Source organism: Phenylobacterium sp., from assembly GCF_036963605.1.
Taxonomy (GTDB): Bacteria; Pseudomonadota; Alphaproteobacteria; order Caulobacterales; family Caulobacteraceae; genus Phenylobacterium.
In genome coordinates, this window is sequence record NZ_JBALUY010000002.1 from 16,232 (window position 1) to 39,355 (window position 23,124).

The 23,124-nt window shown below is 68.5% G+C and carries 24 protein-coding genes; 12 read left to right on the top strand and 12 right to left on the bottom strand.

Features of this window, described 5'->3' with window-relative positions:
- Positions 1-159 precede the first annotated feature (159 nt).
- Together V7702_RS00845 and V7702_RS00850 are read left to right on the top strand one after the other, a co-directional pair.
- Positions 160-1,341: an NAD(P)/FAD-dependent oxidoreductase gene (locus V7702_RS00845; RefSeq protein WP_335648250.1), complete on the top strand. Its 1,182-nt coding sequence runs from the start codon at positions 160-162 to the stop codon at positions 1,339-1,341.
- 223 nt (positions 1,342-1,564) lie between these two features.
- Positions 1,565-2,395, top strand: coding sequence for a hypothetical protein (locus tag V7702_RS00850; protein ID WP_335648251.1), 831 nt, complete (start codon positions 1,565-1,567; stop codon positions 2,393-2,395).
- A 123-nt stretch (positions 2,396-2,518) separates the two neighbouring features.
- On the opposite strand, the gene V7702_RS00855 is transcribed toward V7702_RS00850, so the two are convergent.
- The gene (locus V7702_RS00855) at positions 2,519-3,037 is read right to left on the bottom strand and encodes a 2'-5' RNA ligase family protein (protein ID WP_335648252.1); all 519 of its coding nucleotides are present in this window, start codon (positions 3,035-3,037) and stop codon (positions 2,519-2,521) included.
- 154 nt (positions 3,038-3,191) lie between these two features.
- Here V7702_RS00855 and V7702_RS00860 point away from each other — a divergent pair, with 154 nt between their 5' ends.
- The gene (locus tag V7702_RS00860) at positions 3,192-4,721 is read left to right on the top strand and encodes an MFS transporter (RefSeq protein ID WP_335648253.1); all 1,530 of its coding nucleotides are present in this window, start codon (positions 3,192-3,194) and stop codon (positions 4,719-4,721) included.
- A gap of 71 nt (positions 4,722-4,792) precedes the next feature.
- Here the strand turns inward: V7702_RS00860 and V7702_RS00865 are convergent, their stop codons facing one another.
- Positions 4,793-5,377: a fasciclin domain-containing protein gene (locus V7702_RS00865; RefSeq protein WP_335648254.1), complete on the bottom strand. Its 585-nt coding sequence runs from the start codon at positions 5,375-5,377 to the stop codon at positions 4,793-4,795.
- A 192-nt stretch (positions 5,378-5,569) separates the two neighbouring features.
- Here V7702_RS00865 and V7702_RS00870 point away from each other — a divergent pair, with 192 nt between their 5' ends.
- The 5 genes from V7702_RS00870 to V7702_RS00890 all read left to right on the top strand — a co-directional run bounded on the left by V7702_RS00870 (position 5,570) and on the right by V7702_RS00890 (position 9,061).
- Complete coding sequence (locus V7702_RS00870; RefSeq protein ID WP_335648255.1) at positions 5,570-6,562, top strand: ABC transporter ATP-binding protein; 993 nt, start codon at positions 5,570-5,572, stop codon at positions 6,560-6,562.
- Positions 6,563-6,570: 8 nt separating this feature from the next.
- Positions 6,571-7,404 carry an ABC transporter permease gene (locus tag V7702_RS00875; protein ID WP_335648256.1) on the top strand — a complete coding sequence of 278 codons (834 nt, stop codon included), beginning with the start codon at positions 6,571-6,573 and terminating at the stop codon, positions 7,402-7,404.
- Positions 7,405-7,406: 2 nt separating this feature from the next.
- Entirely contained in the window at positions 7,407-8,210 is an 804-nt protein-coding gene (locus V7702_RS00880; RefSeq protein ID WP_335648257.1) for an ABC transporter permease, read from the top strand.
- Positions 8,211-8,393: 183 nt separating this feature from the next.
- Positions 8,394-8,636 (top strand): type II toxin-antitoxin system Phd/YefM family antitoxin, encoded by a 243-nt coding sequence (locus tag V7702_RS00885; RefSeq protein ID WP_335648258.1) that lies wholly within the window; start codon positions 8,394-8,396, stop codon positions 8,634-8,636.
- Positions 8,633-9,061, top strand: a complete 429-nt coding sequence (locus V7702_RS00890; protein ID WP_335648259.1) for a type II toxin-antitoxin system VapC family toxin — start codon at positions 8,633-8,635, stop codon at positions 9,059-9,061. Before V7702_RS00885 ends, V7702_RS00890 begins: the two co-directional genes overlap by 4 nt.
- A gap of 123 nt (positions 9,062-9,184) precedes the next feature.
- Here the strand turns inward: V7702_RS00890 and V7702_RS00895 are convergent, their stop codons facing one another.
- Positions 9,185-10,189, bottom strand: coding sequence for an NAD(P)H-dependent flavin oxidoreductase (locus tag V7702_RS00895; RefSeq protein ID WP_335648260.1), 1,005 nt, complete (start codon positions 10,187-10,189; stop codon positions 9,185-9,187).
- Between the two features lie 174 nt (positions 10,190-10,363).
- Here V7702_RS00895 and V7702_RS00900 point away from each other — a divergent pair, with 174 nt between their 5' ends.
- On the top strand, positions 10,364-11,797 hold the full coding sequence (locus V7702_RS00900; RefSeq protein WP_335648261.1) for a methylmalonyl-CoA mutase family protein: 1,434 nt from the start codon (positions 10,364-10,366) through the stop codon (positions 11,795-11,797).
- Positions 11,794-13,956, top strand: a complete 2,163-nt coding sequence (gene scpA / locus V7702_RS00905; protein ID WP_335648262.1) for a methylmalonyl-CoA mutase — start codon at positions 11,794-11,796, stop codon at positions 13,954-13,956. Before V7702_RS00900 ends, scpA begins: the two co-directional genes overlap by 4 nt.
- 4 nt (positions 13,957-13,960) lie before the next feature.
- On the opposite strand, the gene V7702_RS00910 is transcribed toward scpA, so the two are convergent.
- The 5 genes from V7702_RS00910 to V7702_RS00930 form a co-directional block, all read right to left on the bottom strand.
- On the bottom strand, positions 13,961-14,380 hold the full coding sequence (locus V7702_RS00910; protein ID WP_335648263.1) for a hypothetical protein: 420 nt from the start codon (positions 14,378-14,380) through the stop codon (positions 13,961-13,963).
- Positions 14,377-15,063, bottom strand: a complete 687-nt coding sequence (locus V7702_RS00915; protein ID WP_335648264.1) for a SatD family protein — start codon at positions 15,061-15,063, stop codon at positions 14,377-14,379. The genes V7702_RS00910 and V7702_RS00915 overlap by 4 nt, the downstream gene beginning before the upstream one ends.
- Before the next feature lie 77 nt (positions 15,064-15,140).
- Entirely contained in the window at positions 15,141-16,409 is a 1,269-nt protein-coding gene (locus V7702_RS00920; RefSeq protein WP_335648265.1) for a SulP family inorganic anion transporter, read from the bottom strand.
- A 90-nt stretch (positions 16,410-16,499) separates the two neighbouring features.
- Positions 16,500-16,922 (bottom strand): DUF4112 domain-containing protein, encoded by a 423-nt coding sequence (locus V7702_RS00925; RefSeq protein WP_335648266.1) that lies wholly within the window; start codon positions 16,920-16,922, stop codon positions 16,500-16,502.
- 64 nt (positions 16,923-16,986) lie between these two features.
- Positions 16,987-17,457: a DUF4112 domain-containing protein gene (locus tag V7702_RS00930; protein ID WP_335648267.1), complete on the bottom strand. Its 471-nt coding sequence runs from the start codon at positions 17,455-17,457 to the stop codon at positions 16,987-16,989.
- Between the two features lie 162 nt (positions 17,458-17,619).
- Between V7702_RS00930 and V7702_RS00935 the strand changes: the two genes are divergently transcribed.
- Positions 17,620-17,955: a heavy metal-binding domain-containing protein gene (locus V7702_RS00935; protein WP_442958377.1), complete on the top strand. Its 336-nt coding sequence runs from the start codon at positions 17,620-17,622 to the stop codon at positions 17,953-17,955.
- Here V7702_RS00935 and V7702_RS00940 read toward each other — a convergent pair.
- Positions 17,952-18,377 (bottom strand): PaaI family thioesterase, encoded by a 426-nt coding sequence (locus V7702_RS00940; RefSeq protein ID WP_335648268.1) that lies wholly within the window; start codon positions 18,375-18,377, stop codon positions 17,952-17,954. The two genes, V7702_RS00935 and V7702_RS00940, sit on opposite strands and share 4 nt — an antisense overlap.
- A gap of 103 nt (positions 18,378-18,480) precedes the next feature.
- Between V7702_RS00940 and V7702_RS00945 the strand changes: the two genes are divergently transcribed.
- On the top strand, positions 18,481-19,089 hold the full coding sequence (locus tag V7702_RS00945) for a TetR/AcrR family transcriptional regulator (RefSeq protein WP_335648269.1): 609 nt from the start codon (positions 18,481-18,483) through the stop codon (positions 19,087-19,089).
- A gap of 13 nt (positions 19,090-19,102) precedes the next feature.
- Here V7702_RS00945 and V7702_RS00950 read toward each other — a convergent pair whose 3' ends face one another.
- The 3 genes from V7702_RS00950 to V7702_RS00960 all read right to left on the bottom strand — a co-directional run bounded on the left by V7702_RS00950 (position 19,103) and on the right by V7702_RS00960 (position 23,074).
- Positions 19,103-21,883: a polar localization protein TipN gene (locus tag V7702_RS00950; RefSeq protein ID WP_335648270.1), complete on the bottom strand. Its 2,781-nt coding sequence runs from the start codon at positions 21,881-21,883 to the stop codon at positions 19,103-19,105.
- Between the two features lie 164 nt (positions 21,884-22,047).
- Positions 22,048-22,311 carry a hypothetical protein gene (locus tag V7702_RS00955; protein WP_335648271.1) on the bottom strand — a complete coding sequence of 88 codons (264 nt, stop codon included), beginning with the start codon at positions 22,309-22,311 and terminating at the stop codon, positions 22,048-22,050.
- 118 nt (positions 22,312-22,429) lie between these two features.
- On the bottom strand, positions 22,430-23,074 hold the full coding sequence (locus tag V7702_RS00960; RefSeq protein ID WP_335648272.1) for a beta/gamma crystallin-related protein: 645 nt from the start codon (positions 23,072-23,074) through the stop codon (positions 22,430-22,432).
- Positions 23,075-23,124: the final 50 nt, after the last annotated feature.

A 23,124-nucleotide genomic window follows, 5' to 3' on the forward strand; every position in this document is an offset into this window, starting at 1 on the left:
GTGAGGCGAGCTTCAATCGAACCGCGCAGATGAAAGACCTGGGTCGAGCGTCGCGCGACGAAATGTCGAGACCTGATAGGTAGGCTTACAGGGGCCAAATGTCCAGCCAGGACCGCTCCGCCTGCCCCCTGCCGGCGATTCTCCGCTAGAGAGGCGGCCATGGAACCCAACTATGATGTGGTCGTGGCCGGCGCCGGCGCAGCCGGCATGATGTGCGCGGCCCAGGCCGGCCAGCGCGGCCGCAAGGTGCTGATCCTCGACCACGCCAAGGCGCCGGGGGAAAAGATCCGCATCTCCGGCGGCGGCCGCTGCAACTTCACCAACATCAACACCACGCCGAACAACTTCCTGTCGGAGAATCCGCGCTTCTGCATCTCGGCCCTGCGGCGCTATCGGCCCAAGGACTTCATCGCCCTGGTGGACCGCTATGGAATCGCCCACCACGAGAAGACCCTGGGCCAGCTCTTCTGCGACGGCTCGGCGCGCCAGATCATCGACATGCTGCTTGCCGAGATGGCCAAGGGCGGGGTCGAGCTGCGCCTGCAGACCAAGATCGACGCCATCGCCCGCACCGAAACCGGCTTCGCCCTGACCGTTGGGGGCCAGACCATCACCTGCCAGAGCCTGGTCATCGCCACCGGCGGCAAGTCGATCCCGAAGATGGGGGCCACCGGCTTCGGCTATGAGGTGGCCCGGCAGTTCGGCCTGCGGGTCACCGAGACGCGCCCGGCTCTGGTCCCGCTGACCTTCGAGGCCTCGCTGCTGGAGCGCACCTCCCCCCTGGCTGGTGTCGCCGTCGAAGCGACCGTGGCCGCTGGCAAGACCCGGTTCAATGAGGCCCTGCTGTTCACCCACCGGGGCCTGAGCGGCCCGGCCATCCTCCAGGCCTCATCCTACTGGCGCGAAGGCCAGGAGATCGCCGTCGACCTGGCGCCGGGCCAGGACGTCTACGCCCACCTCCGCGCCGCCCGCACCAGCCGCGCCAAGGCCGCGCCCGCCACCATCCTGGCCGAACTCCTGCCCAAGCGCCTGGCCCAGTTCCTCACCGAAACCCACGCGCCGAGGGGCAATATGGCCGATCAGTCCGACAAGGTGCTGCGCCCCCTGGCCGAGGCGGTGAACGCCTGGCGGGTCAAGCCCGTCGGCTCCGAAGGCTACCGCACCGCCGAGGTCACCCTGGGCGGCGTCGACACCGCCGAACTCGACTCCCGCACCCTGGCCGCCAAGAACGTCCCCGGCCTCTACTTCATCGGCGAGGTCGTCGACGTCACCGGCTGGCTCGGCGGCTACAACTTCCAATGGGCCTGGGCCTCGGGCTGGAGCGCGGGGCAATCGGTTTAGGCCCTTCACAGGCTCAAGGCCGCAAGCCCTTGTGCAACGCCCGGAGCGAACGTCGTTAACCGGTTTCCGCGAGACGCGGGCCTAGGGAGCTTGGCGCCAGCAGGGAGCATCCTTGGAGAGCCTGGAGGCGGACATTTAGCTGGGATGGCCAGGGCAAGCAGTGAAGATCAGGACACGCCGCGAGCCCCCTAGCTAAGGCAGCAGTGGCTCCGCATACTTGAGCATGACCGAGCCAATCCCCCCCAAACCTCTAATCAGTCCCAGCGACATGCATGTCGTCGAGCGCGTGCTTAACATGAATACGGGCTACGTTCTTGACTTCAGCGACAAAACTTTTGATCAGTTTATCGCGCATGAGCTTGGGATTGACGCAACAGCACCGAGGTATTCCCTTGACGGAGGATCGAAGGCGAAGCGCCTGCGGCGGATTCTCCACTCTCTTGCCGCTGGGCAACAAGCTCAATTGCTACGCGCATTGCTTAAACATCGAGATAGCGCGGTGCGCAGCGACGCACCTGGCATCTTGGACGACGAGTGGCGGAAATCCTATGACGCGATTATTGGAGCTCTAGAGCAGCAGGTCACCGATGCAGACCAGACCTATGATGCGAGTGCGTGGACCGGTCGTAGGACAATTCGGGAGCAAGTCGCAATCGTTCGCGGCGTTGCACCAGTAGCCTTAAGAGAAATCGATTCTCTAGCCTCGATCATCGAAAGCAAGAGGTTCAACGATCCGGTTACAGCGGACGCCGTACAGTGCCTGCGTGAACTGCATGGGCAGCTCGGCGAACTCATCGCAGCCATCGATCGCGGGGCCATGACCCGTCAGGCAGTCGAAGCGATCGAGAAGAATCGCCAGAGGCTTACTAACTACATGGCGGAAGGCGCAAAATTGGCCGTCGTCGCGCCGACCATGACTTTCGGTGTCATGCACATTCTGGCTTGGATCACAGGAGTCCCGATCGATAGCACCATGGTGTCCACAGTCTTCGGTACGATCGTCGGTGCCGACGCGCTCAAGTCGTTCAACAAGAAATCCAGTCTCGCTCGATAGGAGCAGGTCTGGGCGAAGTGTCAGCGGCACACCGCTGCCTCGGCAGGCTGGGTAGCGCGCTCGGCAGCAGACCCACCAAAGGTCTTCTACGAGCCCACCCCGATCCGCCGCCGGCTCACAGCCTTACGGCTCACTCCCAAACCCCACCCGCGCCACCGCCTCCCACGGCCCTCCCAGATAGCGCCACACCAGCAGCCCCTCGGCGGTGATGTCGAAGGGTTCGAACTCCAGCTGCAGCCGCTCGCACAGGGTCCGCGCCTCGGCCGGGTCAGCCTTGTTCTGGATGGTGATGTGGGGACGGAAGGGGGCGCGGTCCTGGGGCGTCAGCCAGGGTCCGACGGCCTGCGCCAGTTCAGCGCGCATGGCTTCAAGTTCGGCCGAGGCGATTCGATAGGCCACCCCGCGGCCGATGAACCAGGGCCCACGCACCGCCAGGGTCATCGGCGCGCGGCGCGCGCAGGCCGCCTTCAGCGTCTCGGCGATGAAGGGCTCCTGGTCGCCCGGCAGGGCGTGGAACAGGGTCAGGTGCGCCGGAACCACATTGCGCGCCTTCGGAAAATGCGCCCGGCGCAGGTCGTCGAACCAGTCGAAACTCCCCTCATCCAGGGCCGCGGTGACGATCAGCGGCGGGTGCTCCATCATCCTTGTCTTCCCTCTTCCATGCCGCGTCGCCTCCCTATGCTCTAGCTTCCGGTATGCCCTGCCGGCCAGTTGACCTTTGGGTCAGGCTCGGGCTTGCTCAGCCGATAGAGACGCGCCGATCCATTTTAAGAGCGTGCTCGGGGAGGATTTGAAATTGGCCCAGAATTCATCGGGCGTCAGCGAGCGGCTGCCGTTCAAGACCAAGCTCGCCTTTGGGGTCGGCAGCGGCGCGGAGTCCATCGCGCTCTTCTCCGTCGGCTCCTACGCCATGCTCTACTATAATCAGGTTCTCGGCCTTGAGGCCCACCTGGCGGGCCTGGCCATCTCGGCCAGCCTGTTCCTGGACGGGATTTCCGACCCCCTGGTGGGGTCGCTGTCGGACCGCACCAAGTCGCGCTGGGGCCGGCGCCACGTCTACATGTTCTTCGCCCCCATCCCCATCGTCCTGTCCCTGTGGGCGGTGTTCAATCCGCCGGACGGCCTGGGGACCTGGGCGCTGTTCTCCTGGTTCGCCGTGACGGTGGTCATGCTGCGCCAGTCGATGACCTTCTATCATACGCCACACCTGGCCTTGGGCAGCGAGCTCAGTCGCGACTACACCGAACGCTCCAAGGTGATGTCCTACAACAGCTTCTTCACCTGGGCAGGCGCAGCGGCCACCACCTGGATTGCGCTGTCCTACTTCTTCCAGGCGACGCCGGAATATCCCCGTGGCCTGCTGAATCCGGAGCCCTACGGGCCGTTCTCGGTGATCATGGGGGGCATCGCGCTCGCCCTGCTGGCGGCCTCGGCCTGGTTCACCCGCGACCGCATCCCGCACCTGCCCAAGCCGCCGGAGAACCTGCCGAAATACAGCCCCTTCGAATTCTTCAAGGACATCGGCAAGGCGTTCAACAACATCAACTATGTCTGGCTGCTGGTGGCCTACTTCTTCCTCAGCATGATGATCGGCCTGCGCGGCGGCCTGCACCTCTATACCAACACCTACTATTGGCACCTCGGGTCGGAGCAGATCCGCTTTTTCGTCATCGGCTCCTTCGCCGGATACCTCTCGGCCTTCCTGTTCGCCGCCATGCTGCACGGTCGGTTCGACAAGAAGGCGACCATCATCGTCTCGGCCATCGTCTACGCCCTGGCCCCGTCGATCCCGATCCTGATGGGCTTCGCGGGCGCGCTGACGCCGCAGACGCCCAACCTGCTGGCCATCCTCATCGCCTTTTCGGTGCTCAGCTATGGGGCCGCCAGCGTCCTGTCGATCAGCATCATGTCGGCCCTGGCCGACATCGCCGACGAGAATGAGCTGAAATTCGGCCTGCGGCAGGAGGGCGTGCTCTACTCCACCCGCGCCCTTTTCGCCAAGGTCGACCAGGCCATCGGCGCGGCCCTGGCCGGCTTCGTCCTGACCCTCATCGCCTTCCCCACCAAGGCCAAGGTGGGCGAGGTCCCCGCCGAGGTGATCTGGAACCTGGCCCTCTGGGACGGGATCCTGGCCGGCGTCCCCGGCTTCATCGCCGTCTTCTTCTACGCCCGCTACAAGATCACCCGGGCGACCTACGAAGAGACCAAGGCCGCCCTGGCCGCACGCCGGGCCGAGACCCTGGCGCCCCAGGCGACGGCCGGATCTGCAGCGATCGACGTGCCCCAGCCGCTGGTTCCGCCGGTGGCTCCGCGCCCTGCCGAGTAGCCGGGCGCAGAAAAGGCCCCTGCCTTGCGGCGGGGGCCTTCTCCAACTTCAGTCAACTATGCCGGCTAGGCTTATTCGGCCGGCATCAGGACGGTGTCGATCACGTGGATCACGCCGTTGGACTGGTCGAGATCGGTGGCCGTCACCATGGCCGTGCCGCCGCGAGCGTCGGTCAGCTGAACGGCGCCATCCACCATCGTAGCGGTCAGCTCGTCGCCCTCGACCGTGGTCAGGGTGGCCGTTCCGCCGCCGGCTTCGATGGCGGCCATCAGGTCGGCGGCCATCATCTCACCGGCCACCACGTGATAGGTCAGGACCGAGGTCAGCATGTCCTTGGAGTCAGGCTGCATCAGCGTGTCGACCGTGCCGTCGGGGAGCTTGTCGAAGGCGGCGTTGGTCGGGGCGAAGACCGTATAGGGACCAGGACCCGACAGGGTCTCCACGAGGCCTGCGGTCTGGATGGCGGTCACCAGGGTGGTGTGGTCGGGCGAGGCCTGGGCGCCGGCGACGATGTTGGTCTCCATGGCGGCGGGCTCGGCGGTCGCCATCGGCGCGGCGTCCGGGGCGGGCTCTTCGGGCTGCGAACAGGCGGCCAGGGTGAAGGCCATGGCGATGGCGGAGGCGCCGGCGAGAATGCGGGTTTTCGGGTCGGTCATAGCTAGTCCCTCGTAGTCAGCGCGGCCGCGATCGGCGCGACGGCTAAGGTGGATACGCGTCAAGCCCCTTCACGGATGCGTCATCGCCACTTTCCTTGCGCCTCCGCCGTGGAGGCAAGCTGCGCCATTGCCAGGGAGGCCAGCGCCTTCTAGGGTCCGCCTCCTTCTCATCTTCATCACGGGCGAACGCCCATGCCACAGATCCTCGTCGAGGACCTGGCCAAGACCTATCGCGTCGCCGAACGCGATCCCGGCCTGCTGGGCGCGGTCAAGGGTCTGGTCCATCGTCGCCACCGCACGGTCGAGGCCCTGCGCGACGTCTCCTTTTCCCTGGAGGCGGGCGAACTGCTGGGCTTCATCGGCCCAAACGGCGCGGGCAAGTCCACCACCATCAAGATCCTCTCGGGCATCCTGAAGCCTGACGCCGGCGTGGTGCTGGTGAACGGCCGCGTGCCCTTCACCGACCGCATCGCCCATGTGTCGAGGATCGGCGTGGTGTTCGGCCAGCGCAGCCAGCTCTGGTGGGACCTGCCGGTCTCCGAGGGGTTCGACCTGCTGGCCGACATCTATCGCGTCGAACCCGCCCGCTACCGCGCCAACCGCGACGAGCTGGTCGCCCTGCTGCGCCTGGAGCGGGTGCTGGACCAGCCGGTGCGCCAGCTGTCGCTGGGCCAGCGGATGCGCGCCGAGATCGCCGCGGCCCTGCTGCATGAGCCCGACATCCTGTTCCTGGATGAGCCGACCATCGGCCTGGACGCCCCGTCCAAGCTCGCCGTCCGCGAGGTGGTCCGGCGGCTGAACCGCGAACGCGGCGTCACCGTCCTGCTCACCACCCACGACATGCACGACATCGAGGCGCTGGCGCAGCGGGTCATCGTCATCGGCCATGGTCAGGTCCTGGCCGACAGCCCCTTCGAGGCCCTGCGCGCCAATGTCCTGGCCGAGCGGCGTCTGGTCATCGACTTCGCCCACGACGCACCGGAGATCACCATGGCCGGCGTCGAGATCCGTAGCCGCCAGGGCCAGACCCTGGAACTCGCCTTCGATCCCGCCCAGACGCCGACGCCCAACCTGATCGGGGCCATCGCGGCAGCGCATGAGGTGGTCGATATCCATGTCGGCGAGCCGGCCATCGAAGAGGTCATCGCCCGCTTCTACGATCTGCATGGCGCGGGCGAGGCCTGAGTCCGCCCATGGACGCCGTCCGCCCCTACCTCGCCGCCTTCTCCAGCCGCTTCCTGCTGATGCTGCAATACCGCGCCGCGGCCATCGCCGGCTTCGCCACCCAGTGCTGGTGGGGCGGCATCAAGGTGATGATCTATGCGGCCTTCTTCGCCGCAGCGCCTGGCGCGGCAGCGGCCTCGCCCATGACCCTGGCTCAGGCGATCACCTATGTCTGGATGGCCCAGGCCCTTCTGGCCCTGACTCCGTGGGGCGCAGATCCCGACATAGCTCAGGCGGTCCGCACTGGCTCGGTGGCCTATGACCGCCTGAGGCCAGTGGACACCTACTGGCTCTGGTATGTGCGTGGCGGCGCCTGGATGGTCTCCCGCGCCGCGCCGCGGGCCGCGCTGATGCTGCTCGCCGCAGGTCTCGCCCTGCCGCTGCTGGGCCTTTCGGACTGGGCCTGGGGCTCGCCCCCCGACCTGGCAGCCGCGGCCTTCTTCACCGTCAGTCTGGCGCTGGCGGTCGCCCTGTCCTCGGCCATGCTGATGCTGGTCAACCTCGTGGTCGCCGCCACCCTGACGGACCGGGGAGCGGTGACGCTCTACAATCCCCTGCTCATCGTCTTCTCCGGCAACCTCCTGCCGCTGGCCCTCTATCCCGACTGGGCGCAGACCGCCCTGCTGATGCAACCCTTCGCCGGCATGCTGGATATTCCCCTGCGCCTCTATGTGGGCCAGCTCACCGGCGCATGGGCCTGGGCAGGCCTTGGCCTGCAGGTCTTCTGGACGCTGCTCCTGATCCTGGTCGGCCGCGCAGGCCTGACCCGCGTCATGGCCCGCCTCGAAGTCCAGGGCGGCTGAAGATGAACAGCCTCGCCCTGCTCAGCCGCTACTACGCCGCCTCCATGCGCGCCCAGATGCAGTACCCGGCCTCGGCCATCATGCTGGGGATCGGCGCCTTCCTGGTCACCATCATCGACATGCTGGCGGTCTGGGCCCTGTTCGACCGCTTCGGCCAGGTGCAGGGCTGGGGGCTCGGCGATATCGCCGTCTTCTATGGGGTGATCTCGGCGAGCTTCGCCATCACCGACTTCTTCACCCGGGGATTCGACATCTTCGGATCGGCCTTCGTCAAAACCGGCGCCTTCGACCGGGTGCTGTTGCGGCCACGCTCGCCCACGCTTCAGCTGATCGGCTACGAATTCCGCCTCAGCCGCTTCGGCCGGCTGGCCCAGGCCCTGCTGGTCCTCTTCGTCGGCGCCGCGGTGGTCGATCTCCAGTGGACGCCCGAGAAGGCGGTCCTGCTCGCCTGGACCATCGCCGGCGGCGTCGCCCTCTTTGCGGGTCTCATGGTCCTGCAGGCCAGCTTCGCCTTCTGGACCACCGAAAGCCTGGAGGTGTTCAACGTCCTGACCTATGGCGGCGTCCAGGCCGGCCAATTTCCGCTCAGCCTTTATGCGGGCTGGTTCCGGAACCTGTTGATCTTCATCGTGCCCATAGGCTGTGTCGCCTACTATCCCGTGCTGGCCTTGCTCGACCAGCCCGACCCCCTCGGCGCGCCGGGCTGGTGGCTACCGCTCGCGCCAGCCATGGGCTTCGTTTTCCTGACCGCATCCTTCCTCGCCTGGCGCGCCGGCATCGCCCGCTACACCTCGACGGGCAGCTGAGTCAGCGGCCCCTCCCCCTCGTCATTTCCGGCCCTGTGCCGGGAATTCCTCGCGACGCTCGCGCTCGCCCTCGACAGGGATGCTCGCCACAAGGGCGAGCATGACCGACGATCTGGAAGTCGACGGGCTGGCGAATATCGCCTCGACACGCTATATGACCACCTAGATAGTCAGGAGCTAACAATGAGCGCCGTGAGCCTCGCCGACGCAAAAGCCCATCTCAGCGAATTGGTGGATCGGGTGGAAAGCGGAGAGTCCATCGAGATCACCCGCCGCGGCAAGCGTGTCGCCCGCCTGACAACCACAGATCGTCCGCGGAAGGCGATCAGTCTGGCCGCACTCCAGGCTCTGACCCTAGCCACGCCCCCTCCCACCCAGGACGCCGCCGACCTCATCCGCGGCATGCGCGATGGCGAGCGCTATTGAGCGCCTATGTCGACACCTCGGTGATCATCGCGGCGCTGTCCAATGAGCCCGCGACGGCGCGGGCGCAGGCCTGGCTCACAGACCAGAGCCCCGGTGACCTGCTGATCAGCGACTGGACGGTGACCGAAGTCTCCTCAGCCCTGTCGATCAAGCTGCGGACGGGCCAGATCGACCTGAATCAGCGCGCAGCGTCTCTAGCTCTGTTCCGCCAACTGGTCGCCGAAAGCTTCATCCTGCTGCCCGTAACAAGCGCACAGTTCCAGACGGCCGCGCGGTTCGTGGACCAGCACCAGCTCGGCCTCCGCGCCGGCGACGCCCTTCATCTGGCCACAGCGTCCGACGCCGGCGCCGTTGTCCAGACCCTGGACCACCGCCTGGCCCGGGCCGGACCGGAGCTCGGCGTTCCCAGCGAGCTTCTGGCCTGAGCGCTGCCCCTCCCCTTCGTCATTCCCGGCCTTGTGCCGGGAATCCCTCGCGACGCTCGCGCCTGCCCTCGACAGGGATGCTCGCCACAAGGGCGAGCATGACGAAAAGGGGGGGTCTGCGTTCTACTCAGCCGCCATCAGCACCCGGCCGGCGGTGAACGAGGTCTTCTCGGCCAGGGACGCCTTGGCCGCCTCGTATTCCGCGGCGAGCTTGGCCACCAGTTCGCCGGCGCCCAGGATCTCCTCCACCGCGCCGATGCCCTGGCCGCAGCCCCAGATGTCCTTCCAGGCCTTGGCCTTGGTGTTGCCGCCCGAGCCGAAGTTCATCTTCGACGGATCGGCCTCAGGCAGGTTGTCGGGGTCGAGGCCTGCGGCCAGGATCGAGGGCCGCAGATAGTTGCCGTGCACCCCGGTGAAGAGGTTCGAATAGACGATGTCCTCGCCGCGGCTCTCGACGATCATGTCCTTGTAGCCCTGGGCGGCGTTGGCCTCCTTCGTCGCGATGAAGGCCGAGCCGATATAGGCCAGGTCCGCCCCCATGGCCTGGGCGCCCAGAATGGCCGCGCCATTGGCGATGGCGCCCGACAGGGCGATCGGCCCGTCGAACCAGGTCCGCAGTTCCTGGATCAGCGCAAACGGCGACAGAGCTCCGGCATGGCCGCCGGCCCCGGCCGCCACCGGGATCAGGCCGTCGGCGCCCTTTTCCACCGCCTTGCGGGCGAAGCGATCATTGATGATGTCGTGCATGACGATGCCGCCATAGGCGTGCACCGCCTGGTTCACATCCTCCCGCGCGCCCAGCGAGGTGATGATGATCGGAACCTTGTACTTGGCCGCCATCTCCACGTCGTGCTCCAGCCGGTCGTTGGTCTTGTGCACGATCTGGTTCACGGCGAAGGGCGCCGACGGCAGGTCGGGGTTCTTGGCGTCCCAGTCGGCCAACTCCTCAGTGATCTGAGCCAGCCACTCGTCCAGCTGGCTCGCCGGCCGAGCGTTCAGCGCCGGGAAAGAGCCGACGATGCCGGCCTTGCACTGGGCGATCACCAGCTCCGGGTTCGAGATGATGAACAGGGGCGAGGCGATGGCCGGCAGGCGCAGGCGGTCACGGAGGATGGGCGGCAGGGCCATGGGCGTTTCCTTTGTCGGCGGACGTTCTGATTTACGATGTAAGCGGAAACCCCGCTCCGGCGCAAGAAGCCTCGCATGTTCCCATGACCAGACCCCACGGCCTCGAAAATCCGCGTCCAGGCGCCGTGGCGGCGCCCTTGACGCTCCCCGCGCCCGCGGCTCATCACAGGGACGATGGTCCAGATCGCTCCCCCCGCCGTGGAATTTCCGCCGGCCAGCGCCGAAGACTGGCGCGCCCTCGTCCTCAAGACCTTGGGCGACAAGCCCCCAGAGAGTCTGACCACCACCACGGCCGAAGGCCTGACCATCGCCCCGCTCTACGGGCCGATGGACGCCCAGCCCGTGCCAACCCGGCCCTTCGATCCCGACCGCCCCTGGGACCTGCGCGGCGCGACCCGCCATCCGGACCCGGCCCGGGCCAATGCCGACATCCTGGCCGACCTCGAGGGCGGCGCGGCCTCGGTGCTGGTCGCCCTCGATCCTGAGGGCCAGGCCGGCTGCGCCGTTGGCTCGGCAGACGACATTGCCCAGGTCCTCGACGGCGTCATTCTCGAGCTGGCGCCGGTCGCCCTGGACTCAGGCTTTCTGGGGACCATCGCGTCGGACTGGCTGAGCAGCGCCGCCAAGGCCGCCCCGGCCGCCCAGCTCCTGTTCCATCTCGATCCGCTCAGCGCTTTCGCCGCCGCAGGCGAAAGCCCCGGCCCCATCGAGGCCCACATCTTCGCCGCGGCTGGCGCCGCCGCCCGCCACGCCCAGACCTATCCCCAGGCGCAGCTCTTTCTGGCCTCCGGCGCCGTGGTCCACGAGGCCGGCGGCGGCGAGGCTTGTGAGATCGCATTCGCTGCGGCCAGTGCGCTCGCCTACGCCAAGGCCATGGTCCGGGCCGGCATGAGCCTGGAACAGGCCTTCGCACGCATCACCCTGGGCCTCGCCGCCGAGGCCGACTACTTCCTGACCATCGCCAAGCTGCGCGCCGCCCGGCTGGTCTGGGCCCGGCTCGTCGGCGCCTGTGGGCTGGACGTTCCGGCGCGGATCGAGGCCCGGTCCTCCCGGCGCATGCTCACCCGCCGCGATCCCTGGACGAACATGCTGCGCCTGACCTCGGCCGGCTTCGGGGCCGCGGTCGGCGGGGCGGACGCCGTCGTGCTTGGCGCCTTCACCGACGCCATCGGCCTGCCCTCAGCCCTGGCCCGTCGCCAGAGCCGCAACACCCAGCTGGTCCTGATGGAGGAGGCCCATATCGGCCGCGTCGCCGATCCGGCCGCCGGCTCGGGCTATGTGGAGGCCCTGACCGACCAGCTCGCCCGCGCCGCCTGGTCGGCCTTTCAGGTCACCGAGGGGATGGGCGGCGTCGTTTCGGCCCTGACCGCTGGCCACATCGCCGCCGAGGTGGAGACCACCCGCGCCGCCCGCGCCGACCTCGGCCAGCCGGCCATTGTCGGCGTCACCGCCTTCCCGCCGGCCAAGGACGAGCCTGTCGAGATCGACACCCCGCCCGCCCGCAGCGTCGAGGCGCCCTCGCCCCGCCTCCCCGGCCCCGACGGCCGATGCCCGCCGCTCGCGCCGCTGCGCCTCTCCGAACCCTTCGAGACCGAGGCCGCCCGATGAGCGCCTTCCCCGACTATACCGAGGTTCCCTTCGACGCCGAGCGGCTCGCCCCGGCCGCCCTCAAGGCCGAGCCCTGGACCACCCCCGAGGGCGTCGCCGTGGCGGCCTCTTACGGACCGACCGACATCGAAGGTCTGAGCGGCCTGGACGGGTATCCTGGCCTCGCGCCCTTCCTGCGCGGCCCCTATCCGACCATGTACGCCACCAATCCGTGGACCATCCGCCAGTATGCGGGCTTCTCCACGGCCGAGGATTCCAACGCCTTCTACCGTCGCAACCTGGCGGCCGGTCAGAAGGGTCTCTCGGTGGCCTTCGACCTGGCCACCCACCGGGGCTACGACTCCGACCATCCGCGGGTGGCCGGCGATGTGGGCATGGCGGGCGTCGCCATCGACTCCATCCTCGACATGCGCACCCTGTTCGACGGCATTCCGCTGGGCGAGATGAGCGTGTCCATGACCATGAACGGCGCGGTCCTGCCGATCCTGGCGCTCTATATCGTGGCGGCCGAGGAACAGGGCGTGCCGCCGGCCAAGCTGTCGGGCACCATTCAGAACGACATCCTCAAGGAGTTCCTGGTCCGGAACACCTACATCTATCCGCCCGCGCCTTCGATGCGGATCATTTCAGACATCTTTTCATATACTTCCACGGAAATGCCGAGGTTCAACTCGATCTCCATTTCCGGCTATCACATCCAGGAAGCAGGCGCGACGCTGGACCTGGAGCTGGCCTATACCCTGGCTGACGGCATCGAATATGTCCGCGCCGGCGTGGCGGCAGGCATGAGCGTCGACAAGTTCGCCCCGCGCCTGTCCTTCTTCTGGAATGCGGGCATGAACGCCTTCATGGAGATCGCCAAGCAGCGGGCCGGCCGCCTGCTCTGGGCCGAGCTCATGCAGGCCGAGTTCGCCCCCAAGGACGCCCGCTCCCTCTCCCTGCGGGCCCACACCCAGACCAGCGGCTGGAGCCTGGCGGCCCAGGACGTCTACAACAATGTCGCCCGCACCTGCGTCGAGGCCATGGCCGCCACCGGCGGCCAGACCCAGAGCCTGCACACCAACTCCCTCGACGAAGCCCTTGCCCTGCCGACGGATTTCTCCGCCCGCATCGCGCGCAACACCCAGCTCTTCCTTCAGCTCGAAAGCGGCCAGACCCGGGTCATCGACCCCTGGGGCGGCTCCTATTACGTGGAGCGCCTGACCGCCGACCTCGCCGCCCGCGCCCGCACCCACATCGCCGAGGTCGAGGCCCTGGGCGGCATGGCCAAGGCCATCGAGGACGGCCTCCCCAAGCGCCGCATCGAGGAAGCCAGCGCCCGGACCCAGGCCCGCATCGATTCCGGCCGCCAGAGCGTGGTCGGCGTCAACCGCTACCGCTCGGCCGATCTGGACGAGATCCCGGTGCTCAAGGTCGACAACTCCGCCGTCCGACAGCGCCAGCTCGAAAAGCTCGCGCGCCTGAAGGCCGACCGCGACCCCGCCGCCGTCCAGGCCGCCCTCGATGCTCTCACCGCCGGCGCGGCCGGGACCGGCAACCTGCTGGCCCTGTCGGTCGACGCCGCCCGCGCCAAGGCCACGGTGGGCGAGATCAGCTACGCCCTGGAAAAGGTGTTCGACCGCCACAAGGCCAAGGCCGATGCGGTCAAGGGCGTCTATCTGCGCGAGGCCGGCGAGACCCCTGCGGCCCTGAAGGCCAAGGCCATGGTCGGCGCCTTCGCCTCCGCCGACGGCCGCAAGCCCCGGGTGCTGATCGCCAAGATGGGCCAGGACGGCCACGACCGCGGCCAGAAGGTGATCGCTTCGGGCTTCGCCGACCTCGGCTTCGAGGTGGAGATCGGCGACCTCTTCCAGACTCCGGCCGAGGCCGCGGCCCTGGCGGTGGAACGACAAGTCCACGTGGTGGGCGCAAGCTCGCTGGCCGCCGGCCACCTGACCCTGGTGCCCGAACTCAAAGCCGAACTCGCCCGCCTGGGCCGCCCCGATATCCTGGTGGTGGTCGGCGGCGTCATCCCGCCGGAGGACTTCGCCGCCCTGACCGACATGGGCGTCGCCGCCATCTTCCCGCCCGGCACGGTGGTGCCCGAATGCGCCATCGAGGTCCTGGACCGCCTCAACGAGGAACTCGGCTACGCCCAGCTGGACCCGGTTCGCACCTGACCGGTCAAAGCCCCGGCAGGCCGGCGGCGAGATCCAGCCCCCAGCGGGCGTCATAGGCGCGCCAGGCGAAGGTCACGGCCACCGCCCAGAGGACGCTAAACAGCGAGCCGACGAGGAAATACTCGGCGTTCAGCTTCTCCTCCAGGTCCTTGAACCGCGCCACGCTTTTCAGGGCGACCACGGCCACCAGGACCTCCCAAGACCCCAGCAGGAGCCCCACGGCGATGGTCAGGCGCTCCAGATCGCCGATCACCCGCCCGACCCTGGGCTCCTTCGCAGGCGGCGGGTCCGCGTCGGCGGCGATCCGAGCGGCGCTCAGGCCGCTCCACCGCAGGAGAAGCTTGCAAGCCAGGTTGCCGCCCCAGGTCAGCAGCAAGAGTGCGACCAGCGACGCGCCGAGACTATGGAGAATGGCTGCGCTCATGTGAGGCCCAGCGCCCGGTCGAGCCTGCCGGCCATGGCCTCAAGCGCCGCCCATTGGCGTTCATAGAGGTCGAACTGTCCGGCGCGCCGGATCTTGTAGAGGGTCTGCACCGACATCCCCAGCCGCTCAGCCAGCGGGGCGGCGGCCTCCGCCCTCAAGGCCAGCACCACCTCCCGCTGACGGGCGGTCCAGCCGACCTCGATCTCAGTCAGCCCCGCTCCCGCCGCTTCCATCAGGGCCTGGAGCTCCGGCTCGCCCCGCAGTTCGAAGCGATAGGCGTTGGCGTCGCGCTTGTCCGCTAGCCGCTGACGGCTGCCGGCCAGCCCGGGTCCCATCATGTTCCATGCCCTTGACCTGTTCACCGGCGTCTCCACCCGCACCGCGCCCACCACGAACCGGCAGCCAAGCCCAGCGATGAGAAGCTGCGCCCGCAGGTCGCGCACCACCCGCAGGCCGCCTTCCATGGTGGCGCAAAGTCCCTGGAACTCATCCCCCAGGGTGATGGTCAGGGGCGAGACGATCTCCCGCCGATGGGCGTCGTTGGCGCTTTGGACCGCGGCGTTGAAGCTCGCATGCAAGGTTTCGACGGACGCCGTATCCTCGCTCGACACGAGGTCGCCCATCACCACCGCGTGGGTGGCCCGCGGTAGCGTCTCCAGTAGGGGTTCGACGAGCGCGATCATGTTGTCACCCTATACAGGGATAACCCCTAATAGTATCCCAAAAAGGGGATAATTTCTCCGAATATCCCATTCTTAGGCTAACGCTGCCGTCGAACACGTGCCAATCCCACGGCCAGGGCGCAGCCGGCGGCGATGCCGGCGATCAGGTCGTGGGCAAGCGTCAGGGCGAGCGTCACCGCCATCACGGCTGCGCCTCCGCGGTTCTCCCGCACCAGATGGGCGATCTCGGCCTTCTCGACCATGTTCCAGGCCACCACCACCAGCAGGCCCGCCAGGGCGGCCAGCGGGATGTAGGCCGCCAGCGGCGCGGCGATCAGCATGAAGGCCAGCAGGTAGAGGCTGTGCAACATGCCCGAAACCGGCGTGCGGGCGCCGGCGCGGACATTGGTGGCGGTCCGCGCGATCGTCCCCGTCACCGGCATGCCGCCGAACAGGGCTGCGCCGGAGTTGGCGACCCCCTGGGCCACCAGCTCCATGTTGGAGCGGTGACGCCGCCCGCTCATCCCATCGGCCACCACCGCCGACAGCAGGCTCTCGATGGCGCCCAGCAGGGTGAAGGCGGCCGCCGCCGGCAGCACGGCCAGGACCTTGGCCGGAGACAGGTCCGGCAGGTGCGGCAGGGGCAGGCCGTTGGGCAGGCCGCCGAACTTCGAGCCGATGGTCTCCAGCGGCAGGCCAAGGACGGCGGCGGCCACTGCCGCCAGGCCGACGGCGATCAGCAGGGCGGGCCAGGCCGGCCGCCAGCGCCGCACCGCCAGGATGATCCCGATCACGGCGATGGCCACCACGGCCGCCGGCGGGTTGAGGCTCGGCAGGGCCTGGACCAGGGCCGCCACCTTGGGTCCGAACTGCGCCGGCTCGCCGCGAGCCAGGGTCAATCCCAGCAGGTCGTGCATCTGGCTGGCCAGGATGATCACGGCGATGCCGGCGGTGAAGCCCACCGTCACCGCCGGCGGGATCAGCCGGATCAGGCCCCCCAGGCGCAGCAGCCCGCCGGCCGCCAGCATCAGCCCCGACAGGAAGGTCGCCAGGACCAGCCCCTCGATCCCGTGCAGATGAACGGTGCTGGCCACCAGGACGATGAACGCCCCGGCCGGCCCGCCGATCTGGAACCGGCTGCCCCCCAGCATCGAGACCAGGAAGCCGCCAATGATGGCCGTATAGAGCCCCCGCTCCGGCCCTACGCCCGAGGCGATGGCGATGGCCATGGACAGCGGCAGGGCGACGATGGCCACGGTCAGGCCGGCCACGGCGTCGGCCCGCAGGTCGCCCAGCCCATAGCCCGCCCGCAACAGGGTGGCGAGCTTAGGCACATAGAGATTCGAAGCCTTGGCGGCGTCGGTCATGGGGGTCTGCTGGCCGATGGGACCGCCATGATCATCCCACACGTCGCCCCTGTCGATGACCTGCCGCAAAGCCGCCGATCAGACTTGATGTCAGATCTTTACGCCTCGACGACCGGCTCGCGCCTTGCGCTTGCGGTCCCAGCTCTCGGGCAGGGCCGAGGGGCCGTGGCGGGCCTCGATATCCTTCTGCAGCGCCTTGGCCGCCATCAGATGGCCCGGGAACAGGGTGTCCACAGTCCAGCCGACCACGGGCACTGTCGATGATGCGGAGTCGACCGCCAGATAGGTCAGCATCTTGCCCAGGGTCATGAACGATACGCCGCCACGGAATCCAGCCGCCACCAGCATCGCGCCGGCGCCGACGCTATAGACCGTACCGGCCACCGGCACCCAGGCGAGGATGCCGTCGAGGCCAAGCCCGAAGGGGCCAACCCCCACCAACTGGTCGGAGAGCCGCTTGATACGCTCTGCCGCCCGCCAGGCGTGGTGGGCTTTCTCCTGGGTCGTGGCCATGGGTTCCTAACGCTGAAGGTTGGCGGAAAGCTCCGCCCCGCAGAACGAAAGCCTGGGTTCGCCTCTAGCCCAGAAAGACCACGCGGCGCCGTTCCTTGCCATCCTTGATGCGGGCCAGGATCTCCCGGTACTCGGGCGTGTTGACCACATCCTTGCGGGCGCCCTCGAAATAGATGGTCTCTTCCATGTGCTTCAGCATCAGGTCCGCCGCCCACTTGTGGCCTGAGAACAGCATATCGGCCAGCTTGCCCAGGCCGCCCGGCACGGGCGCGATGCCAATGGCCAGGTCGGCGAGCAGCACCATGGTCGCCTCCAGCAACACCATGGGCGCACAGCGCCCGCGCACCCCATCGCCCAGCAGCACGACCCCCGCCCCGAAGCTGTAGAGCCCGCCGGCCCACGGAATCCAGGTGAGCAGGCCATCCAGACCCACCCCCACCGGACCGATCTTGATGACGTTGTCCGAGAGCCGTTTGGTGCGCTCGATGCTGGCGCGGACATTGTGCAGATCGATGTGCGATCGGGCGAAGAACATGCGCGCGCCTCCGGCAAGCGGCGCCAGTCTGGACCAAACAAGCGCTGCCTTGAAGACATGGACCGGCTTTTCACCCAATCATAGACCCATGTTCGACTACGGCTCGCCCGCTGCGCGATTCCACATCGCAACAGGCGCCCTCAGGCCCTAGAAAGTGAGATCATGGCGCGCGCTCAAGACATTCTCATCGTCACCACCGACTTCATCGAAGGCCGCCCGGCGCGCCAGCATATGGGCATGGTCTCGGCCCAGGCGATCCTGGGCGCCAATGTGGTGCTCGATCTGATGGCGGCGATCCGCGACTTCTTCGGCGGCAGGTCCAAGGGCTATGAGCGGGTGCTGGCCCGCGCCCGCGAGGACGCCCTGGCCGCCCTGGCCAAGGAGGCCGAGGCCATGGGCGCGAACGCCGTGCTCGGCGTCGACCTCGACTATCACGCCATCGGCCCCAACGGTCAGATGCTGATGGTGGCCGTCAACGGCTCGGCGGTGGTGATCTAGGCGCCGGCCAGCACGATCTGCTGTGCGCTGGCCTCGGCGATCAGACGGTCCTGGGCCTGCGTGAAGCTCGCCCGGACGGTAATCATCTGGCGGGTGGCGGCGATAACACGGGCGTGGATTTCGACCGGCGCATTGCGGCCGATCCTCATGAAGCTCACCTGGAGCTGCGTCGTGCGATACTGCCGGTCGCCAGGGATCACCGTCATGGTCGCAAAGGCCAGGGCCTGATCGGCCAGGGCGGCGATATAGCCTCCGAACAGCGCGCCGTCGGCGGTGTCCAGGCTGGGATGCGGGCTCCAGGTCTTGCGCACCCACCCCTCCCCCCAGGCGTCCAGCCGACCGAGTCGAAGCTGTTCGACGATCGGCGGCAGGTCCCCTTCGCCCGAACGGATCGCCTCAAGTCGTTCGATGGCCCATGTCATTCAGCGCCCTTTCCAGGTGGAACACCGCTAGGCTAGCCAGACCGCGGCTGGCCCCCTACTCGCGTTCACGCGGCCGGACTTCCATGACAGAGCAAATCCCCAAGTGACGGACGACACACGGAAAACGCCCCGCCAGAAGCGCGCCGCCGAGACCGTGGCCGTCATCCTGGAGGCGACGGCTCAGCTTTTGGAGCGTGACGGGCTTGAAGGCTTCACCACCAACGCCGTGGCCGAGCGCGCCGGGGTGAGCATCGGCGCGATCTATCGCTACTTCCCCAACAAGCGCGCCCTGATGCACGCCCTGGCGGAACGAGAAAGCGCTCTGCATGGGGAGGAGATGCAGCGCCTGCTCCAGGCGAACGGCTCAGGCCTGGCGCCCGACCGCGCCCTGGTCCGCGCCTTCATCGGCGCCTTCAAGGGCCGCACCCGCGCCCGGCGCATCGCCATGGGTGTCTGGTTCGAAATGACGCCCGCCGAGGCCCTCGCGCGCCGGCTCGACGCCTTTACGCAGATCCTGAACCAGACCCACGAGACGATCGAGCCCATCAACGCCTTCGTGCTCACCCGCGCCATCCACGGCGCCCTGCGCTCGGCGGTGCTGGAAGGGGTCGATTTCTTCCACGATCAAATCTTCGAGGACGAACTGGTCACCCTGTCGCGGGCCTATCTCGCCCAGGTTCGCGCCCGCGCCGCCGGTCAGGACAAGGCCTGACTGCGCCGAGGCCTCACATCATATCGCCGGCGGCGGCGTCGAGTAGCAGGAAGACCCGGCCGGCGTCGGAGGCCAGCAGGGTGGCGACCATGAAGCCTTCGTGGTCGCGGGCCACCGCCTCATCCAACATGCCGCGATAGCGGCGCACATAGTCGCTGGCCTCGCCCTTGAGGGCGTCGTCGGTGAACAGGCGTCGGGTCAGGCGCCGCGTGGCCGCAGGCGCCAGGCGTCGGACCACTTGGCGAGCGCCCTCGGCGTCGCCAGTCTGGACCGCAGCGCCGATCTCCTCGATCCGGGTGCGCGGCAGCAGGGCCGATGGGTCGATGCCCATATCGACGATGTCGGCCAGCAACTGAGCCTCGCGGCGCTCGTCCGAGGGCCTCGGCGGCGGCTCGTCGATCGCCGCCAGCAGGTCCTTCCAGGTCAGGCCATCCCCATCGTCGCCTTCGGCCTGGGGCGCGGGCGGTCCGCCGGCCGACTCGAACAGGCTGGAGAACTCCTCGTCCGTCGCCGTCGGCGTCAGGCGCAGGCGGGGCCGCAGGCCCGCCTCCTCGGCGGTCTGGCGGCGAGGCTCGCGCTCAGAACCGCGCGAGGTCCGCGGCGCCGGCTCGTTGAGCTCAAGCGGGTCTTCGATCCGGCCGGACGGGGCTTCGACGGCGGGCGGCCGCGGACGGGCCTCGCGGGCCGGCGGGCGGCGCTCGCGCACCGGCGGCAGTCCAGACCCCAACCCCGATCCCAGACCCGAGTTCAGGCCGGCGCTGGCGCTGCTGGCCACCGAGCCCATGAGGCGCACGGCTTCGCTCAGCATTTCGTAGTTGCGGCTGACCCGCTCCTGGAAGGCCGCGTCGATGGCCTGGGTTTCCTCGGCGGTCCGGCGGGCCTGATCCATCAGATCCTCGATGCTCTCGCCCACCGCCTCGCGGACATCCTGCGCCTGGCGTCGGGCGCTGGCCGGGATGTCGGCGGCCCGGGCGTCGAGATCGGCCATCAGGGCCTGCAGTTCGTTCAGGGTCTGGCGGGCGGCGGCCGCGCCGGCCTCCAGCTTGCGCGCCGTCTGGGCGCCGGCCTCTTCCACCAGGCTCGCAGACTGCTCGATCAGAGAGCGCGCCTCTTCCAGCCGGCCCTCGAACACCTGATCGGCCTTCTGGCCGGCGGCGAAGGCGGCCTCGGACAGCTGGTCGACCTGCTGGCGGGCGGCCTCGGCGTGACGAGCGGCGGCCAGGCGGGTTTCCTCGGCGGCGTCCGACAGGGCCGCGATCGCCTGGCGGGTCTGGGCCTCAAGCTGCGCCCGCTCCCCCGAGGCCGTCTCCGAGAGGCTCTTCCAGGACTGGCGGATGCTTTCGCCAAAGGCGTCGCGCTCGCCCTGGGCGGCGTCGGCCAGATCGCCGAACTGATCGGCCGCCTGGGCCACCAGTTCGCGCAGCATCTGGGCGCCCTTGATGGCCCGATCGCCCATCTCCACGGCCGACAGCCGGGCCTCCGACAGATATTCGGCCAGCTTGGCGGTGTGGGTTTCGGCCTCGGCGGCGAAGGATTCCTGATCGGCGCGCAGGCCGTGGGCCACGGCCACCAGGGCCGCGCGCTGCTCCGAGAGGCCCACCTCGGCCGCGCCCACCTGATCGGCGACCCCAGCGCCGGCGCTTTCCAGGCGGGCGATGTGACGGGTCAGGTCTTCGCCGACGATGCGGGCGACATCGCTGGTCTCCCCCGCCGCGGCGGCCAGGTCGGCGGCCCGGGCGGCCAGCGAGGCTTCGGCTTCACGCAGCTGGGTCTCGGCCAGGTCGGACGCCTCGGCGACCATGCGCGCCTGGCTGGTGATGGCGTCCATGACGGCGGTGGACTGCGCATCGAGCCGGCCGGCCAGGGTGGTCATTTCCGAACGCTCATGGGACAGGGCTCGCGTCAGGTTTTCCGCCGTGCGGGCCGAGGCCTGGGCCGCATTGACCAGCTGCTCGGTCTCCGCCGCCAGGGCCGCGCGCAGGGCTGAAAGCGTCTCGCGGGCGTCATGGGCGGCTTCGCCGGCGCGGACGATTTCCTCGCGCACATTCTGCACCACCTCGCCGGCCCGACCGGCCGCGACCATGGCCGGGGAGACCAGCTCGTCAGCCAGGCGCTGGGTGCGGCGGGCCTCGAGGGCCAGCTTCTGACCCTGGCGAAGGGCATAGGCCACGACCCAGACCAGCACCGCCGGCGCCAGGGCCAGCAGGGCGAAGACCGCCAGGGCGAAGACGTCGTTCTGGAAGGGCACCACATCCCCGCGATAGCCCCAGGCATAGGCGATCGGCGCCAGCGACCAGAGCGCGGAGATCGCCGCGGCCCCGGCATAGATCGGCCAGGCGGGCGGCATCTCGCCCGAACTGGCTTCAGGGCTCCGGGGGGCCGTCAGGGCGCCGCCGTCGGCGCGGGCGGGACTGCGGGCGCCGGATCTGGTCAGGTCGCCGCCCGGCGCCGCCTCGGCCAGGCGGAAAGGTTCTTCGGTGGAGGCGTCCCGTGGTCCGGGCGCCGCAGGCTCGAACAGCTCCGCGTCGGCCGCACCGCCCCCAGCCTCGGGGGTTGAGCCGTCATAGGCCTGGGCGCCGAAGGACTGAGCGCTCGAAACCGGCGCGTCCTGATAGGCTGGAGCTTCAGGCCCGCCATGGCCCGCCTCGGAGTCGGTCTCTTCGGGCGCGGCGGTGAGATCGAGGTCGTGGTCGGGGCCAGCCTCAGGGGCGTCGGACTCCGGGCGCTCTGCCGGATCCGGCTCGGTGAGGCTTTGGAAATCCAGCGGTTGATGACGCCGGTTCTTGATCTTCATCTGCGGCCCGTTACTGGCGGCCAACACGCCCCGCGCGCGTCGGGCGCTCGTCAGCTGGCCCGCGCGCCCCAAGTCCCAAGGATTATCTTTGATCGGCCCGCACGCAAAGCGCCATGCGGCCAATTTGCGCCGTCGCCGGCATATTTCCGGCCTTGTGGGCGGCCCTACGCGGCGCTGATGGCGCTCGCGCCGTGATGGCAGGGCTCCTCCGTCGCCCGTGCGGCGACAGGCCCAGCCTTCAACGGAATCCCCAAGGGGGTGGAGATCGGGGTGTTCACAGAACGGGTCGGCGTCGAGCGCGCCACCTTGCGGGCGGCGGCCACGGGGCGCTCGGGCTGGTGGGGTTCGATGGTCACCCCGAAGTGCGAATAGGCCACGGCCGAGGAATGCACGACCACCGCGGCGACAAGTTCGGTCAAGGTTTGCATCGGATCTCTCCCGTCACCGATACGAGTCTGCGAACGGGGTTATCGGCGAAGCTCGACCGACGGGCAACAGGGCGTCACATGAAGTTTCGTTCATGTGACGCCCGTGGCTCATCAGCCCTCAGTAGCGGCGGCAGACCAGGTCGCGCAGGACGCTGGAAGGCCCCGTATAGCGCCCCTCGCCATCGATGGCCTGCTGGGCCCGCTGGCTGGAGTCGTAATAGGCCGAAGAGCCCAGCCCCTGGGACCGGCAGAAGGCGTTGGCCGAAGAGGACCCAGCCGCGATGTCGTAGCCTTCCATCGTCGGATACGGGAAGAACACGCTGCGCGTGCCCTCATAGGGCCGGTACTGGCCCGGCCCGCTCCAAGAACCGCCGGGCCGCCAGGAATTGCCGCCGCTTGGGGGCCTGTGGCCGCCGCCGCCGCCCGCATAGCCCTGCAGCGACGTGATCCGCTCGGCCATGCCCAGGCGGTTCAGATCCGGAACGTCGCCGTTCACATCCTGGCACCGGCCGCGAAAGTCAGAATCCTCGCAGATGCGCCAGCGCCCCTGGAAGCGGGCGCTGAGCGCCTTGTCGTTCCAATCCCGCGGCAGGTTGGTGGCCAGCCCATAGATGGTCGTCTGACGTCCCTGGAAATTCGGTTGATCGAATAGGATGGCCGAAGGCTGACGCCCTGCGCCGCCGCCATGGGGTTGGGCCAGGGCCACGCCCGCGGCCACGCCCAGGGTGGCGATCGCCGCCACCGTCGCCAGTATCGTCTTCATAGTGCGTCTTCCCCTGTCGTCCCTCAAGCTTGAGCCTAGACTGGCGGGGG